Annotated in this window: 16 protein-coding genes; 4 read left to right on the forward strand and 12 right to left on the reverse strand. The window is 61.5% G+C overall.

Features of this window, described 5'->3' with window-relative positions; all coding sequences use genetic code 11:
* Positions 1-18: 18 nt before the first annotated feature.
* Positions 19-2,661 carry a DNA translocase FtsK gene (locus tag OHL18_RS07165; RefSeq protein WP_396274056.1) on the reverse strand — a complete coding sequence of 881 codons (2,643 nt, stop codon included), beginning with the start codon at positions 2,659-2,661 and terminating at the stop codon, positions 19-21.
* Positions 2,662-3,293: 632 nt separating this feature from the next.
* On the opposite strand from OHL18_RS07165, the gene OHL18_RS07170 reads away from it, so the two are divergent.
* Both OHL18_RS07170 and OHL18_RS07175 read left to right on the forward strand, forming a co-directional pair.
* Complete coding sequence (locus OHL18_RS07170; protein WP_263374130.1) at positions 3,294-3,761, forward strand: PA2169 family four-helix-bundle protein; 468 nt, start codon at positions 3,294-3,296, stop codon at positions 3,759-3,761.
* A 236-nt stretch (positions 3,762-3,997) separates the two neighbouring features.
* Positions 3,998-4,345, forward strand: a complete 348-nt coding sequence (locus OHL18_RS07175) for a DoxX family protein (RefSeq protein ID WP_263374131.1) — start codon at positions 3,998-4,000, stop codon at positions 4,343-4,345.
* Positions 4,346-4,520: 175 nt separating this feature from the next.
* On the opposite strand, the gene OHL18_RS07180 is transcribed toward OHL18_RS07175, so the two are convergent.
* Both OHL18_RS07180 and OHL18_RS07185 read right to left on the reverse strand, forming a co-directional pair.
* Entirely contained in the window at positions 4,521-6,149 is a 1,629-nt protein-coding gene (locus OHL18_RS07180; protein ID WP_263374132.1) for a PDDEXK family nuclease, read from the reverse strand.
* Between the two features lie 326 nt (positions 6,150-6,475).
* The gene (locus OHL18_RS07185) at positions 6,476-7,018 is read right to left on the reverse strand and encodes a YfiT family bacillithiol transferase (RefSeq protein WP_263374133.1); all 543 of its coding nucleotides are present in this window, start codon (positions 7,016-7,018) and stop codon (positions 6,476-6,478) included.
* A gap of 296 nt (positions 7,019-7,314) precedes the next feature.
* Here OHL18_RS07185 and OHL18_RS07190 point away from each other — a divergent pair, with 296 nt between their 5' ends.
* Complete coding sequence (locus OHL18_RS07190) at positions 7,315-8,142, forward strand: glycoside hydrolase domain-containing protein (protein ID WP_263374134.1); 828 nt, start codon at positions 7,315-7,317, stop codon at positions 8,140-8,142.
* A gap of 26 nt (positions 8,143-8,168) precedes the next feature.
* On the opposite strand, the gene OHL18_RS07195 is transcribed toward OHL18_RS07190, so the two are convergent.
* The 9 genes from OHL18_RS07195 to rpmE form a co-directional block, all read right to left on the reverse strand.
* Positions 8,169-8,357, reverse strand: coding sequence for a hypothetical protein (locus OHL18_RS07195; RefSeq protein WP_263374135.1), 189 nt, complete (start codon positions 8,355-8,357; stop codon positions 8,169-8,171).
* 344 nt (positions 8,358-8,701) lie between these two features.
* On the reverse strand, positions 8,702-10,129 hold the full coding sequence (gene hemG, locus OHL18_RS07200) for a protoporphyrinogen oxidase (protein WP_263374136.1): 1,428 nt from the start codon (positions 10,127-10,129) through the stop codon (positions 8,702-8,704).
* A gap of 144 nt (positions 10,130-10,273) precedes the next feature.
* Complete coding sequence (gene hemH, locus OHL18_RS07205; RefSeq protein ID WP_317890470.1) at positions 10,274-11,404, reverse strand: ferrochelatase; 1,131 nt, start codon at positions 11,402-11,404, stop codon at positions 10,274-10,276.
* Complete coding sequence (hemE, locus tag OHL18_RS07210; RefSeq protein ID WP_263374137.1) at positions 11,401-12,498, reverse strand: uroporphyrinogen decarboxylase; 1,098 nt, start codon at positions 12,496-12,498, stop codon at positions 11,401-11,403. The genes hemH and hemE overlap by 4 nt, the downstream gene beginning before the upstream one ends.
* A 351-nt stretch (positions 12,499-12,849) precedes the next feature.
* Positions 12,850-13,143 carry a hypothetical protein gene (locus OHL18_RS07215; RefSeq protein WP_263374138.1) on the reverse strand — a complete coding sequence of 98 codons (294 nt, stop codon included), beginning with the start codon at positions 13,141-13,143 and terminating at the stop codon, positions 12,850-12,852.
* A gap of 2 nt (positions 13,144-13,145) precedes the next feature.
* Positions 13,146-14,417, reverse strand: a complete 1,272-nt coding sequence (locus OHL18_RS07220; RefSeq protein WP_263374139.1) for a tRNA dihydrouridine synthase — start codon at positions 14,415-14,417, stop codon at positions 13,146-13,148.
* A 4-nt stretch (positions 14,418-14,421) separates the two neighbouring features.
* Positions 14,422-14,943 (reverse strand): hypothetical protein, encoded by a 522-nt coding sequence (locus tag OHL18_RS07225; RefSeq protein WP_263374140.1) that lies wholly within the window; start codon positions 14,941-14,943, stop codon positions 14,422-14,424.
* Entirely contained in the window at positions 14,930-15,349 is a 420-nt protein-coding gene (locus OHL18_RS07230) for a hypothetical protein (protein ID WP_263374141.1), read from the reverse strand. Before OHL18_RS07230 ends, OHL18_RS07225 begins: the two co-directional genes overlap by 14 nt.
* Positions 15,350-15,427: 78 nt before the next feature.
* Positions 15,428-15,664 (reverse strand): 50S ribosomal protein L31, encoded by a 237-nt coding sequence (gene rpmE / locus OHL18_RS07235; RefSeq protein ID WP_263374142.1) that lies wholly within the window; start codon positions 15,662-15,664, stop codon positions 15,428-15,430.
* A gap of 309 nt (positions 15,665-15,973) precedes the next feature.
* Between rpmE and OHL18_RS07240 the strand changes: the two genes are divergently transcribed.
* Positions 15,974-16,747 (forward strand): ATP-binding protein, encoded by a 774-nt coding sequence (locus OHL18_RS07240; RefSeq protein WP_263374143.1) that lies wholly within the window; start codon positions 15,974-15,976, stop codon positions 16,745-16,747.
* The last annotated feature ends 129 nt before the right edge of the window (positions 16,748-16,876 follow it).

A 16,876-nucleotide genomic window follows, 5' to 3' on the forward strand; every position in this document is an offset into this window, starting at 1 on the left:
GTGTCTCAAAACTTCCCTCTACCGCGCCGCTGCCTCAATCTCCGCCAGCCAATCCGCCGACTTCAAAATCTCCCGCGGCTTCGATCCATCCGCCGGCCCCACCAGACCATCGTTCTCCATCATGTCGATCAGATGCGCCGCCCTGCCATACCCGATCCGCAACCGTCTTTGCAGCAGGGAAGTGCTCGCCTTGCCAAACTCAAACACCAGCCGCATCGCATCTTCGTAGAGCTCGTCGTTGTCCTCGCCGCCGCTCATATCGTCGATCTCTCTACCCTTATCGTCCTTCGGCCCTTCGAGGAAGCCATGCACATACTCGGCCTCACCCTGCGCCTTCCAGAACTCCGTGACCGCCGAGATCTCCTTCTCCGTCACAAACGGCGCATGCACCCGCTGCACCCGGCTCGTCCCCGGTGGCAGATACAACATATCTCCCCGCCCCAGCAGGCTCTCCGCTCCATTGCTGTCGATGATCGTCCGCGAGTCCACCTTCGTCGCCAACCGGAAGCTCATACGCGTAGGCACATTCGCCTTGATCAACCCGGTGATGACATCCACGCTGGGCCGCTGCGTAGCCAGCACCAGATGAATCCCCACAGCACGCGCCATCTGCGCCAGCCGGGTAATCGACTCCTCAACGTTCGCGCGATCCAGCATCATCAAATCCGCAAGCTCATCGATGATGATGATGATGTAAGGCAGCGGCTCCTGGTTCACGTCCTCAAACAGATACTCGCTGCCATGATCAAAGAGCTTGTTGAACTGGTCGATATTCCTGACGTGGTTGGCAGCAAGCAGCTTCAGCCGCCGCTCCATCTCCCGCACCGCATTCTTCAGAGCATTCGCCGCCAGCTTTGCCTCGGTAATGATCGGCGTAAACAGATGCGGAATGCCCTCGTACATCCCCAACTCAACCCGCTTCGGGTCGACGAGAATCATCCTCACCTGCTCCGGCGTGCTCTTGAACAGCACGCTCATAATCATCGCGTTAATCGCCACCGACTTACCCGAACCCGTCGATCCCGCGATCAGCACATGCGGCATCGCCGCCAGGTCAGCCGTCACAATCCGCCCGTTGATGTCCTTACCCAGCGCAATCGCCAGCTTGCTTTTGCTCTGCGCAAACGACTCGCACTCGACGACATCCCTCAGCCAGATCGTCTCGCGCTCATGGTTCGGCACCTGGATACCGACAGTCGACTTACCCGGCATCCGCTCAATCAAGATCGACTCCGCCGCCATCGCCAGACAGAGATCGTCGGCCAACCCGGTCACGCGCGCATACTTCACGCCCGCATCCGGCCGGAACTCGAACGTCGTCACCACCGGCCCGGGATTGATCTGCGTCACTTGGCCATCCACGCCAAACTCCGCGCACTTCTCCACCAGCACCCGCGCCTCATCACGCAGCGCATCTTCTCTCACCACGGCATGGTCTTCGCTTTGGAAGAGCAGCGTCGAAGGCGGCAGCTTATACCCGCGCACCGACTTCGGCGTAATCACCACCGCTACCTGGTCCGCATCCGCCCGCTTGCCGAATGAAATCTGTCCCGGCATCTGCGCCAGCGGCATCGCATCAGGCATCGGCTCCGGTTCAGCGAACGGAGCCATCGGTCGAGGCATCTCCACCAGGTTCCCCGGACGCGAAGCCGAGATCTCCGAACCAATCACCTCATCGAGCGCCCACGGCGCAGGCGCGCTATCCGGCAGATCGAATGCCTCCTCGTGGAACAGCGGTGCCGAAGCCGCCGCCAATGCCTCTGCATAGGGGGCCGCCGCTGCCGCAGCCGTTCCCAGCGCCGTCGCTGGAGGAGCATCCACATCCGTCCGCGGCATCCTCTGCCACATCGAAGCTGGCGCCGGAACCACCATTGGTTCCTCTTCCTGACTCATCGCCAGTTCGTCACGACGAGCCTTGCGTCTGCCCCACCATCCAAACAGTCCACCCAGCAGACTCGTGCTCGGCTCGTTCTCGTCAGCGGCCAGTGCATCCGCCATCTCTGCCGGCGACTTCTTCCGCGCCTTCTCCTCGGCCTTGCGCGCCCGTTCGATCGCCCGCTCACGCTTGCTCTCGTACGCCCCAATAATCTCGTCCGCCTCGGCGTCCGACCGCTTCCGCTTCCGGCTTAGCCACCACTCCTGAATCCGCTGCACAAAGCTGAACCGCGCCGCCATCCACTCGCTCGCCGTATTGAACGTGAACGTCGTCGCCAGGTACAGCGACAGCGCCACCATCAGCGTCAGCACGATCACCGCTCCCGGCAGGTTCAGGTAGTGCACCATCGCATCGCCCAGAATTCGCCCCGTCACGCCTTCAAGCGGCAGCGAGTGCATCCACAAAAGATGCCCCGGCAGCAGCGCAATCGCCGCCGGCGCAAACACCACCCAAAGCGTCAGTCCAATCCCCTTAGCCAGCCCTGAACCCGCCGGCATCGACCGCATCCAGCTGATCCCCAGCCGCACCATCACCAGCGGCAGCAGAAACACCGCAACGCCCATAATCTGCAGCGCCGAATCCGAAACCCAGGCCCCAATTAGCCCCGTCCAGTTATGCGCAGGTCTCCCCGTCACATAACTCCCCACCGTATTGAACGACGGGTCAGACGCGGTATAGCTGACCAGAGCCAGCAGCAGCAGCGCCGCCGACACCAGTACCATCATGCCCAGAATCTCATTGACCCTGCGATTTCGAGTTGGAGCGAGAACAAACCGGAGCGTCTTCAAGCGTTTGACCTACTTCGTTCGAGCGTTGGCCACCAGGCCGCGTCGTCCTCAGGTTCTGTCGTTCCGCGCAACTCTGGCAGGTACACTCGATTATTCCAGCTACCAGCGACTAAAGGGCGAAGATCGACCCGCCACGTACCTCCCTGCTCACCCACCCCGAACCCATCCACCCAAACCATTGTCATCCTTCGCCGCAGGCGGAGGATCTGCTTTTGCTGTTGCCGCTGCTTTTGCCTTTCGCCCGCCCCATGAGAAACGTCATCTCGACCGGACCCTGAGCGCAGCGAAGGGGAAGTGGAGAGACCCCCGCATTGGCAGTTGCGGGTTGTTCTTGTCTTTGCTTAGGACCGTACCCCACCAAATAAAATCCACAAGCAAACCCCACACCCCCCATCGCATCTAGATACCCATACTCGCTGCCGCGCGCGATAGACCGCACGGCAGTCCTTATCAAGCGTCGCGCAGGGGAACGGGTTTTCGCCATTTCCTCCGCTTGTCGCCGGTGACGGAGAATGGCCCACAACCGGCGGACCCTGCCACGCAACTCAAAGTTCCGAAGGGAAAACATCATGGCCGAATCGATCAACAACGAAGAAGTAATCAAGGTCCTCAAGAACGTCATCAACTCCCTCGAAGATGGCCAGAAGGGCTTCACCGATCTCGCCGAGCATCTTCAGGACCCTCACCTCAAGCAGTTCTTCGTAGCCGAGGCGCTCAAGCGAGCCAGCTTCCGCGGCGACCTCGAGAGCGAACTCCACCACGCCGGCGTCCACGACGTGAAGGAGACAGGCACCGTAGCCGGAGCTCTCCATCGCACCTGGGGCAACGTGAAACTCAGCGTCGTCAAGGGCGACCACGAAGTCCTGTCCATCGCCGAGCAGGGCGAAGACGTAGCCAAGAAGGCCTACGCCGATGCTCTAGAACAGCCGCTCCCTCTCCCGATCAAGCAGCTTCTCATCACCCAGCAGGAGCATGTCATCGCCTCGCACAACCACGTACGCGATCACCGCGACGCTCTGGCTCTGGCAGCAAAGTAAGCCCTCCCCGAATATCCAACACCGGCCAGCAGAGGATCCTCTGTAGGCCGGTTTTTTCTTTTCATCCCACCCAAGAACTCCGTCATCCTGAGCGAAGGCCTTCGCAGCCTCACCGCGAGGGCCGTAGTCGAAGGACCCCGAGACCTCCCGAATCACCCATGCCGCTCGAACCTTCCCACCACGAACCTTCATCGCGCCCGACCGCCCTCCAAAGTGGACCTTTACGCTTGAACTCGATGCGCCTACTCCTAGCAATCGTCTTCATCGCCGCCGGAACCCTCCACTTCCTCATCCCTCAGACGTACGTCCGCATCATGCCGCCGTACCTCCCCGCCCATCTCCTCCTCGTCCACATCAGTGGTCTCTGCGAGATCTTCGGCGGGATCGGCCTGCTCTTCAACCCACCCATCCGCACCCTCGCCGCATGGGGACTCGTAGCTCTACTCGTCGCCGTCATGCCCGCCAACATCTACATGGCGATGGACCATGCCAGCTACCCATCCATCCCTGCATGGGCGCTCTACCTCCGGCTCCCCTTGCAACTCCCGCTCATCGGGTGGGCCTGGCTCTATACCCGCCGCTGACTCATGCGTAGCTCCGCAAAAGGAAAACGCCGTCATCCTGAGCGCAGCGCGTAGCGCGGAGTCGAAGGACCCCGAGCGATTCCACATCACCCATACCGCCCAAACCTTTCAACCACAAATCGGGTGCCCCATATCTGGCAGTACCATCGCCAGATGTGGGATGTGTGCCACAGACTCACCCTTCCCCGCCATAAACTCCCCTAGCCCCATCCGAACTCCGCTTCTTCCAAACCACCTTGATCTCCCGCCGCCACCGCTCATCAATCGCCACCAGCGTCCACTCCACACGCGGCGAAAGATAGCGCAGCACCGTCTCCGTAGCCGGATGAATCCGCAAAGCCGGAGCCACCAGAAACAACCTCGGTGCCTCGCGCGCCAACCTCACTCCGCCAAAGTATCCGTTCCGCTGAAACTCTCCCAACCCCGTCACCGGATCGGGATTCTCCAGATGATGCGCCCGCACCCTCACCCAGTAGTCCAGCCCCTGCAGTGCCAGATGCAAATCCTCCTCCGCCTTCAACTCGATCACCGCCAGCCGCCCGTCCGCCGTCACCCCCAGCAGGTCGAGCATCCCCCGGTCCGCAGCCGCAAACGCCGGCACCTGCGTATACACATGTTCGGGATCGAGCCCCGCATCGATCGGTTCCACGTTCTTCCGCAGCACGCTCTCCAACCACCGCTCCGGAGCCATCCGGTAAAGCACGTCCCGCGTGCTCCCCATCGCACTCCGTCGCGCAAACAGCCGCTCCACCAGCTCCCTCAACTCGGTCTCGTTCTCCTCCGTCAGCGGAGTCTCATTCGCTCCCGCCCCAAACGTAATCTCCTCTACGCGATTGAAGCTCTCCCCCGCATATCCCGTCTTCACCCGCGCAAACTCCAGCCCATGGATCAGGAACGCCATCTCCCCGCCGCTCCGCACTCGCGTCTCCACCGTGCCTCGCATCACCTGAGGCACCAGCGCCAGCACCCTCTTCGCGGCCTCGCCAAACCGCTCCCGTGCCGCCGCCTCATTCGGAGCGTGCAACAGCCGCGTCACCAGATTCCCAAAGTCCCCCGCCTCCCGCGCCGCAAGCTCGTCCGTCTCTTCCTCGAAGACGTACAACTCCCACTTCGCCACCGCCGGATTCAGCCACGTCAGCCGTGAGAGCGTCAGCGCCTCCATCCCCGTCGGCACGATGACTCGAAGCCCCTGAAACAGTCGCCGCCCGCCCGCGCTCTCCCGGCACTGCGCCAGCCATAGAATCCCCGGCGTCAGCACACCGTCGACGGTCGCCTGCGTCTCCTCTCTGTTGACCCCAATCACCGCCCAAGCCTGCGTGCCCTTCACCTGCACTCCACGCGCATAAGCCGGCCCAAAGCTCTTCTCCAGATCCATCGAGGTGCGAAACCCCTCAGGATTCCAGTCCGGAAACTCCCGCAACAGCGCCTTCTCCAGCCGCCGCAGATACCTCAGCCGCGTACTCTCTCTGGACGAGGGCGTCCGCCGATCTTTGTCCGCCACCAGCTCCAGCATCTGCGGCTTCGTCTGCCCAAACCGCAATGTACTCAACCGCAGCGACGCCTTGCGCGGAGCCGCCTCCACCACCCGCCGCACCAGGTTCCGTTCTTCATCCCACATATGCAGCGAGCACCGCCCATGCTCGCCCCCCACCGTGTACTTCGCCGTCCGCATATCGAACAGCGGCCGCCCATCCTCCAGCAGCACCGCCGCCGGATGCTCAGCCAGAAACGTCTCCAGCGCCTCAGCCACCTGACGCGCCGTCTGCTCTCTTTGTCCGGGAGAAATCTCAGCTCCGGCCTTCATCGCACGAGCATACCTTTTTATTTGTCATTCCCGCAGGGAATCTGCGTTTCTTGTCCCAGCCGCGATATCACGGGTGCTTCACATCTCGCCTCTGAGATGTGGGACGTATACCGCTATGTGCCCATTCATCGCGTTGTTGTCTTAAGCGATGAATGGGACATTCGCGCCAAGCGCGAACCGCTTTCCTATCCTTACCCTGGACTCCGTCATCCTGAGCGAAGCATCGTGCAGATTCACCGCGCGATGCGCAGTCAGAGGACCCCGAGAACGCTCCCATCACCGATGCTGCCTGGATCCTTCTACCTAAGAACGCAAGAGCAGCAGCGTTACCACCCCTCCCTACGCCGCAGCTCTGTCACGTGCGCCGTATGGTGCAAACTATGCCATTGATACAGCAAGGTCGCTGCCGCGATACTCGAAGGCCCACGCTCCGGATGCCGAAACTCCCTCTTCCACTGCGCCTCATCGAGCGATTTCAGCATCACCACCCACCGTGCATGAACTCCCTCAAGAATCCCCAGCGGCACCTCAATCGGCCCCTTCGAATCCGCCAGTTCCGCCCACGCCTTCTCGTTGTACCCGGTTATCAGCGGCGATTCTTCCGTCAGCGCCAGCCGCACTCGAATAAAAGCATTCATATGGCTGTCCGAGACATGATGCGCCAGCTGCCGCACCGTCCATCCGCCCTCGCGATACGGCGTATCAATCTGCGCCTCCGACAGCCCAGCCACCGCCGCCCGCATAGCCTTCGGCAGCCCTTCAATCGTCGCCACCGCAGCCGCAATCTCCGCATGTCCGATCACCGCCGGCATCACGCACTGCCCAACCGGATACCGCAGATCAACCACCGCATCAACACTCGTCGCCATAAAATCCTCCTTCCAAAAACGTCATCTCGACCCAAGCAATTCCGGCACACAAAAAGTTTCGTCATCTCGACCGAAGCATCACAGCCCCATAAAGATCCGTCATCTCGACCGGAGCGCAGCGAAGTGGAGAGACCCCCGCATTTGCTCTCGCCGGTGCCTTTGCCGTTGTCCTTGCCGTCATCCTGAGCGGAGCGAAGGACCCCGATACCGCCGACACCACCCAAAGCTCTCGAACCTTTCAGCGAACACCTGAAAGGGCAGATCCGCCACGAACCACCTGCCGGTATTCTATCCACGTGACCCGCCACCTGCGATCCATACTCGCCCTCATTCTTCTCGCGGCCTCATCCCACGCCCAGACTCCCAAAACCTACATCGGCTTCGACCGCAACCTCTACCCCGGCGACGCCGCCCTTCCCGCCCTCCGCCGCCACTTCGACTTCACCAGCTTCTGGCTCACCAACCCACCGGGCGCGACTCACAACACCTGGACTGGCAAACGCGCCACTCTCGCCGGACAAGGCTTCGGCTTCCTCGTCCTGGCCAACGGCCGCACCGAATCCCAAATCAAATCCGCTCACTCCACGCCAGCCGAGCTTGGAAAGAAGGATGCCACCGCCGCTGCCGCCTCCGCCCAGCGCGAAGGCTTTCCGCCCCACACCCTCATCTTCCTCGACCAGGAAGAAGGCGGCCGCCTCACCGCCGAACAATCCGGCTACCTCTTCGCCTGGACCGAGACCCTAGCCGCCTCCGGCTTCCGTCCAGGCGCGTACGTTAGCGGTCAACCCGTCCCCGACGGCCCCGGCCAAACCATCACCACCGCGCAAGACATCCAGGGACAGGTCGCCGCCCGCCACCTTCATCCCATTGCCCTCTGGGTCTATCAGGACACCTGCCCACCCTCCAACGGCTGCGCATTCACCCCTCCGCCTCTAGCTTCCAGCGGAACTCCCACCGCCGAAGTCTGGCAGTACGCCCAGTCCCCACGCCGCCGCGCCAACACCGCCGCCTGCGCTAAGACCTACGCACCAGATAACAACTGCTACGCCCCCGACCCAGCCCTCGGCAATCTCATCCTCGACCTGAACGTAGCCGCCACCCCCGACCCCTCGTCCGGCCGCTAGCCAGCCAGGGGCAGGGAAGCGCAGCTCTACTTCTTCGCCTCTTCCAACAGCTTCTCGGAGTGCCGATGCGCCTCCGCCGAATGCTCCTGCGCCTGCTTCGAAAGTTCATGCGCGCTCAGATGATCTCCCTTGCCATGAGCAACGGCCGCCGCCTGATGAGCATGTGCGGCAAGGTTGTGTAACTCGGCGACTCGGTTATGCGTGCTCTGTGTCATAGTTTGTTCTCCCAAGCCATTAGACGCCAACCAACAAACTCCGTGCCCCATTCTTGCAGCCGTATCGCGATGAGTGGGACCGCACCTTCATACTTCCCCCTCAAGATTCGTCATCTCGACCGGAGCGAAGCGGAGTGGAGAGACCCCCGCATTGGCCTCTGTCCCTCGCAGAACCATTGAAATCGGGTGCCCCATCCATGCTGCTTCACCGCATGGGTGGGACATTCGTGCGTAAGCACGAACCGCTCTCCTTCACCGAGCCATGAACGCGGGTGCCCCGCATCTCGATTCTGAGATGTGGGATCGATCACCCACCCCCGACCCGTGCCCCATTCATCACGGCTTCATCGTGATGGATGGGCGGCCACAAACTCCCGCGCCGCCGCCCGAGCATCCCTCACCAGATCCGGCAGCCCCACCCCGCGATACCCATTCCCCAGCAGCCAAATCCCACCCATCGCCTCCACCCGCGCAAACAACTCGGCCATCCGCTCCAGGTGCCCGACTGCATATTGAGGCAGAGCTCGCGGCCACCGTCTCACCACCGTCATCACCGGAGCAGGCAATCGCCCCAACACCCGCTGAAGCTCTGCCATCGCCAGCCCAGCAATCTCTTCGTCGCCAGCCCCAAGCAACTCATCCGCCGCCTTACCCCCAAAGAACGCCCGCACCAGCCGTCCACCCTTAGGCACCCGCGCGGGATATTTCTGATCTACAAACGTCCCCGCCAGCAATCGGCTCTCTTGCGACCCCGGCGGCACCAGAAACCCAAACCCGGGCGGCAACTCCAACGGCCCGGCAAACGCAAACGCCGCCACCACCGCCGACGTCGCCTCAATCTCCATCAACGCCGCCGCCCGTTCATCGCTCGGCGCAATCAGCCTCCGCGCGACGTCCACCGGAGCAGCCATCATCACAGCACCGAACTGTTGCGTTCCACCAGCCGTCGAAACCATCCATCCATCGCCCTTCTTTGCCACCCCCGCAACCGGGCACTCCAGCCGCACCCACTCCGAAGGAATCTCCTCCACCATCCGCTCCACCAGTGCCCCACTTCCACCCCGCAGCGAAGTAAACAGCGCCGCAGCCCCCGCTAACTCGCTAACCCGCTGGTTCGCTAACTCGCTGCTCCTCTCCATCCCTAGCACCAAACTCCCAAACTCCCGCTCCAGCTTCACAAACGGCCCCATCACCGCCCGCACGCTCAGCTTCGTCACATCTCCGCCAAAGACACCCCCCAGCAGCGGAGCTCCAATCTTCTCCAGCACCTCCATCCCGAAGTGCCGCGCCACAAAGCTGGCCACGCTCTCATCGCCAATGGGAATCGAAGCCTTCAGCTCCTCGGCCCGTCCCACCTCCGCACGAAACGCCGTCTTCGCCTCGGCAGAAAACAGCGGCGAAGCATCGATCCCATCCAGCGCCGCCATCCCCTTCGGCACCATCATTCGCATGCCGTCTGGCATCACCACCAGCTTGCCGTCCTGCAGCACATAAGTCTTCCGCGTAGCGTCATTCGACGAGATAATCTCAGCCGTAAGCCCCAGCTCCCCAGCCAGCTCCCGCGCCCAGGGCTTATCCGTCACCCACCCATCCGGCCCGCACTCAATTACAAATCCATCACGACGCACGGTCTCAACGATCCCACCCAGCCGCTCCGAAGCCTCGAACACCACCGCCTCAACCGCCGCCCCCTCAGCCGCCATCCTCGCAAGCTGCCAGGCCGCAGTCACCCCTGCAATCCCACCCCCAACGATCGCGACCCGCTTCGTCACACTTCTCCTAACAAGAACACGTCATCTCGACCGGAGCGCGGCGAAATGGAGACCCCCCGCATTTCGCTTTCTCTTACTGCAGCCACCACTCCGTGCCCCGTTCATCGCAGCCCTATCGCGATGAGTGGGATTAGCCGCAGCAGTCTAAACCGTCACAACCTCATCCACCGTAGCCGGATACTCCCCCGACACCACTTCTTCCAAAGCCTGCACCAGCAGCGGTGAGGCGTTCAAACTCTCCGCCCGCCACAGCAGCAACCCAATCTCTCGAGCCATCTCGCGGAACGCAATGTCGATGTCGTACAGAATCTCGACGTGGTCGCAGAGGAAGCCAACCGGCTGCATCACCACGCCGACCTCGCCCTGCGCCTTCAGCGCATTCAGCGTGTCTTCGACCGTCGGCCCAATCCACGGCCCGCCGCTGATCCCCTGGCTCTGAAATGCGAAGTACCAGTCCTTATCCGTGAGTCCAACTACCCTCAACCGTTCCGCCACCTGCACCGCCGTGGCCTTCGCCTCCACCGGATACGGGTCGGGCGACTCCTGCTCCGGCGTCCCCGGCCGCGCTCCAATCACCGAAGCCGCTCCTGTACTGATCGTCCGGCAGGGCACCGAGTGTGCCGTAAACAGCACCGGTACCCGCCGTCCCGCAATCGCGCAGGCCTCCGCCCAAACCGGCCACAGCCTATCCGCGAACGCCCGCGCCAGCGTGGGATTCTCTGCCCATCCCGCCACAAACGTCATCTCCATCCCGCTCGCAGCCGCCTTTACCGCGCTGCGATAAAGACCCACGCTCGTTCGCGAGTTCTGCGGAGCCAGACACACCGCCTTGAATCGCTTCACCCCATCGGCCCGCATCTGCGCTACCGTGTCTGCAATGTACGGATGCCAGTTCCGCATGCCAACGTAGACCTTGGTATTTGGTCCGGTGTAGTTCAGCGCCTGCTCCAGCAGAAATCCCTGGGTCAGCGTCCACTTCGTCAGCGGCGGAGCCTCTTCGCCCGGAGTCGCCTTCAGCCCAATCTCCGCATAGCGATGCTGCAACTCCTCCACGACCTCCCGCGGCAGAGCCCGCCCACCGGTCACCTTGCTCAGGTACTCGGCCATCTCGCCCAGCACGTCCGGCGTCCCATGGGCCAGCAGAAGCACCGCATCATGCGGCTGGTCTGGCTCTGTCTCCAGCACAGGCTCCTCCATCAACACGGGAGTCTCGCTCTCCTGCTGCATCGGTTTCTCTTCGACCTGCTCGACGGGGAGATTCGACTCGTCACTCATCGCTGCTTGTACTCCTTCACCAACTCCACCACCCGAATCACATTCTCCACCGGTGTGCCCGGTACGATGCCATGCCCCAGGTTGAAGATGTGCCCTGGCCTGCCGCCTGCCGCGTCCAGGACCTCCCGCACCCGCCGCTCCAGCACACCCTGTGGAGCAAACAACGTAATCGGATCGAGATTTCCCTGCACACCGCAGCCCTCGCCGACAGACTTCCACCCCACCTCGAGCGGCACCCGCCAGTCCAGCCCAATCACATCCGCGCCCGTCTCGCGCATCGTCGAGAGCAGAGAAGCGGTATCCACACCAAAGTAGATCACCGGCACACCAAACGCCTTCACCCGTTGTACGAGCTCCTTCGTCCACGGCAAACAGTACTCGCGGAAGTCAGTGACCGACAGCGCCCCAGCCCAGCTATCGAAGATCTGGATCACATCCGCGCCGCCCTCGACCTGCTGCTTCGCAAATGCAACCAAAACGGTTACAAGTTTCTCCATCAGCAGCGGCCACGCGGGTGATTGCGAGTACATCAGTTTCTTCGTCTCCACATAATTCCGTGAAGACCCGCCCTCGATCATGTAACTCGCCAGCGTAAACGGAGCGCCACAGAAGCCGATGATCCCCAGCGTGTCTCCATCCGCCCTCGGCCCGGCAAAGTGCTTCGCGACCTTCTCGATCGACTTCGCCACATACCCCAGCTCATCCGCGCGATCTGTCCGCAGTGCCTGCACATGCTCCAGCGACCGCACCGGCGTATGCACCTGCGGCCCTTCACCAGCGACAAACTCAAAGTCCAGTCCCATCGGCGTAAACGGCAGCAGCAGGTCCGCAAAGATAATCGCCGCATCCACCCCCAGCCGTTCGGCTGCCGTGATGGTGACCTCCGCCGCAATCTCCGGCGTCCTGCAGATATCGAGCAGGCTGTGATGCTTTCGCACCGCCATGTACTCCGGCATATACCGCCCCGCCTGCCGCAAAAACCAAACCGGCGTCCGGTCCACAGGCCGTCGCAGGCAAGCCCGCACAAACCGGCTACTCCCAGCCTCCACCCCCAACGTATCCTCTGTCGCTACAGCCAATGCCTCGTCACTCAAAGCGCAAATCTCCCCATATCGATCACTTTGAGCCTAGCATCCTGGGCCTCCCGGAGACGCAACCTTTCCCTCTTCGAAACTCACGAAAGGTTCAATTCCGGCCCATTTTGTTTGTCATCCTTCGATCTTGTTTGTCACCCGTGGATTTGGTTTGTCATCCTTCGCCGCAGGCGGAGGATCTGCTTCTGTCTTTGTTCTTGTGGTTGTTCTTGCTCTTGTGGTTGCTCTTGTTCTTGCCGTTGTTTTTGCGGTTGTTCGTTCTTGCCGTCATCCTGAGCGAAGCGAAGGACCCGCCACCCGGCCCCCACCGCCACAGCCGCTCGAACCTTTCAGCCACGAACAACGGCGCTCCTAGGCGTCCCGCGATTCAGCCGTTCCGCCCCGCAGACTCCACACCCAAAGCACTCCCATCACCCCAAAGAACGCCACTGCAGCCACACCCAGCCCGGCCACCACCGCAGCCGTCATCGCTCCCAGAAAGTTCTCCGTATCTCCCGGCCTCGTCCGCCCGAGATACTCCACCATCAGAAAAAACGCCAACGGAAACGTCACCGCAAACCCCGCCACGCCCACCAGCAGCGAGATCGCAATCCGCTTGAACCATCCCTCTTCCGTCTTCGGATTCTTCCGCCAGCGAATCTGCATGCTCAGGCGAGTATAGCTTCGCTGTCGTGCACACTCTCGTGCATCCGTGCCTGTTCCGCCCGGCCCTCAAAGAACGCTTCCACCGAATCCAAAACCCCGGCGCCATTCTTCGCCTCGAAGATCGCCTTCCGCAGCCCCGACCCTCCCGGAACCCCATGCGTGAACCAGCTCGCGAACTGCTTCATCTTGCCCACGCAGTCCCGGTTCCGCTGCTCCCTTGCGGTCTGGCCTGACGCCATAATCGCCTCCGCACGCGCCGCCTCCGCGCGCTCCTCGATCGCAATCTCATCCACCAGCATCTGAAAGTACGTCCGGATCATCCGGTACCGGTCCGCATCGGTAGGCACCTCATACGTTCCAACACCGGTAGCTTCCTTGGTCGACGTGTACTGCGCAATCTGCCGAAAGATCCACGGATTCGCCGGCGCAGCCCGCCCGATCATCACCGCATCGCAGTGGGTCGCATCCACCATCGCCGCCGCATCCTCGGGCGTGCGAATGTCCCCGTTCCCGATCACGGGAATGCTCACCGCATCCTTCACGGCCGCAATGTACTCCCACCGCGCCTGCCCGGTGTAGCCATCCTCACGCGTCCTCGCATGAAGCGCGACAGCGTTCAGCCCGCAGTCCTCCGCCATCTTGGCGAGCTCCACGCAGACGATGTTTTTATCGTTCCACCCCATCCGGAACTTGACTGTAAATGGAATGGTGACCGCCGCCCGCACCCGCTTGAAGATCACCTCGATCAGAGGCAGGTCCCGCAGCAGCCCAGACCCACCATTGCAAGCGACAACCCGCTTCGCCGGGCAGCCCAGGTTCAGGTCGACCAAATCGAACCCCGCATCCTGGCATATCCGCGCCGAGTCTGCCAGCGTCTCCGGATTCGACCCAAAGATCTGCGCCGAGATCGGATGCTCATCGTCGTAGTAGGTCAGATACCGCTTCCGCTTCGTCTCCCGCATCCGCGAGAGCCCATCCGCCGAAGTAAACTCCGTCATGATCAACCCGCATCCGGACTGCTGATTCGAAGTCACCGCCTCGACACCAGCTCCGCTCTCGAGCGATCCCGACCCGTCCCCCGAAAACATGCTGGCATTCTTGATGAACCGCCGAAACACGGTATCGGTCACCCCTGCCATCGGCGCGAGCACTGTCGCCGGAGCGATCTCCACTCCACCAATATTGAACCGGGCAGGCACGCGCGTATGCTCCGGCATCGCATGCTCCGCCGGATCGTCCCAACGCTTCTGCTCCAATGTGTAACGCTTCTTCATAACTTCAGGCCCGTATCTCCCAGTCCGCTTCGTGTTGCTGCACATACTCATCGGCCAGCTTGGCAATCTTCGCCCGAAAACGCTCTGGCTTGATCACGGTCAAAATTTGAGGTTCAGCGTCCTCTGGTAGGTTGATAAGCAGAAATCCAACTCTTCCTACTCCATCGGGAGCGAAAGTCTCTTCTTTGATACTTGTTATGGGTTCAAAACCACTTCTTCTGCCCTTTCCGTCAATAATTCCTATGTATTTGAACTGGGCCGGAATCCCCGTTAGCTCTTCGAGCAGCTTTCTCTCCATGTCGAATTCATGGGAAACGTCAGGACTGCCACTTTCGAAATAGAGATAGCTGAATAACAGCACAGCATGTACATCACCTACTCCATCGCGGTTGATTGCAAGGACATCAACGTGGTGTCCATCCCATTCGGCATCGATGTAAATCTTGGGAATGGAGAGCTGATTCTCAAAGTGAGCCAGCACGGCGTTTTTCGCGCGACCCATCAGCCGTACTTCATCGATCTTCATACTTCCACCCCGCGATCTTTAGTTCTCTAGCCGTAGCGTCAGCCCATTTTGCGAATCGCCCAGCTCGCGTGAAGAGCGATTCATAATCGCTATGCTCCATGCGTTTCGCCGAGTAAGCAACCACGTTCTTCCTGGAAAGCAGGAAGCGCAAATGGCTAATCCCAGACCCATGCTGAGGATATCGCGCCACTAAGGCCTGGAGTGCATCGGCAGCTTTGTCATGCCCATCGGCCGCCAGCTTTTCATCGCCAAGTCCTGCCCGAAGAGCATCGCTGTATGAGATCGCCGAGTGAATCGCCAGCAGCGCAGAGGAGTTCCGAAAGGCCTGGTCTTCCTGCAGCAAGATCATCGCGTCAAACATGTCCACCGCACGATTGAGATAGTGTTGGACGAGCGCTTCTTGCATGCAGCATTTTCCCACACCCCCAAACCGAAAAAGGCCCCGCAACAGCGGAGGCCTTTCGGGTTCTATCGACCTCCGCCCTTACTTCGCGGCAGTCTCGGCCTTACCCGCATCCGACTTCGCGAACTTGCGGCGGAACCGCTCGACGCGGCCAGCCGTATCGATCAGCTTCTGCTTACCCGTAAAGAACGGGTGGCAGGCGGAGCAGATTTCGAGCACGATATCGCCCTTGTGGGTCGAACGCGTCTGGAAGTTTGAACCGCAGGCGCACTTGACGGTGATCTCGTTATACGAGGGGTGGATTCCTTCTTTTGGCATGATGCATTCCTATTCTTATCTCGATTTGCCCTCCGGAGTCGCGGTTCGCTTGCAAACGGTGCGCTCACGTTCACATCGAAGGCCTGTCGCAACCCGGTGACGCCCCGCTTTGCAGGGCAATCAGGCACTCCCAATAGTGTATCTAAGGAATCTGATTCGCCAAAGACAAATTCGATTCGCGACCAACGGGAGCGTCACGCGAAGCGGTATACACGTCACGAAGTGACCGCCCCGCGCGTAGCGGACCCGTCCGGCAGGACACGATTCACACAGTACTTCACAGCTTGCGACCCTGCCATACTAGAACTCGTGCCTGATATCTGCCCCATCTGCGAAGGACTCGGCCTCCACATCAACCGCCGCCCCGACGGCACCCAGTTCGCCGAGGCCTGCCCGTACCGCCTCGTCCAGCGTTCCCAGCGCATGATCACCCGCGCCCAGATTCCCCGCCGCTACGAGCACTGCACCCTCGACAGCTACGAGACCGGCTTCGGCGGGGCACACCGGACACTAGCGGCAGCGCACCTGCGCGCCCGCAAGTTCGTCGAAAACTACTCCCCCACGGACACCACTGGCACCGGTCTCCTGCTCACCGGCTCCATCGGCGTCGGCAAAACTCATCTAGCCGTCGGCATCCTGCAATCGCTCGTCGCCGAACGAGGTGCCACCGGGCTCTTCTATGACTACCGCGACCTCCTCAAGCAGGTCCAAAACAGCTACAACCGCCAGGTCAGCGAAACGGAGCTCGAGATCCTGAAGCCGGTCTTCGAAGCCGAAGTCCTCGTCCTGGACGAGCTCGGCGCCTCTAAGCCCACCGACTGGGTCTGGGACACCGTCGCCCACATCCTCAACACCCGCTACAACGACCGCCGCACCACCATCATCACCACCAACTACAGCAACCTCCCGCCGCTAGGTGGTGATGGAGGGCAGGGAAGCGCCGTCCGCAACGCCGTCCGCGAGGAGACCCTCGGAGACCGCATCGGCGAGCGCATGCGCTCCCGCCTGCAGGAGATGTGTGTCGTAGTCGAGATGCACGGCGAAGACTTCCGCCAGAAGGTCAAGCGCGCCAGCTTCGCCTAGACAGTTCTTCCCGCGAAATACGTCATCTCGACCGGAGCGAAGCGCAGTGGAGAGACCCCCGCATTTGCCTCTCATGGCGGTAAGCTGCCTATATTGACTCGCCGCCGAGCAGATCCGGCCTCGTCGTAG

This window comes from Granulicella aggregans (assembly GCF_025685565.1).
Classification (GTDB): Bacteria; Acidobacteriota; Terriglobia; order Terriglobales; family Acidobacteriaceae; genus Edaphobacter; species Edaphobacter aggregans_B.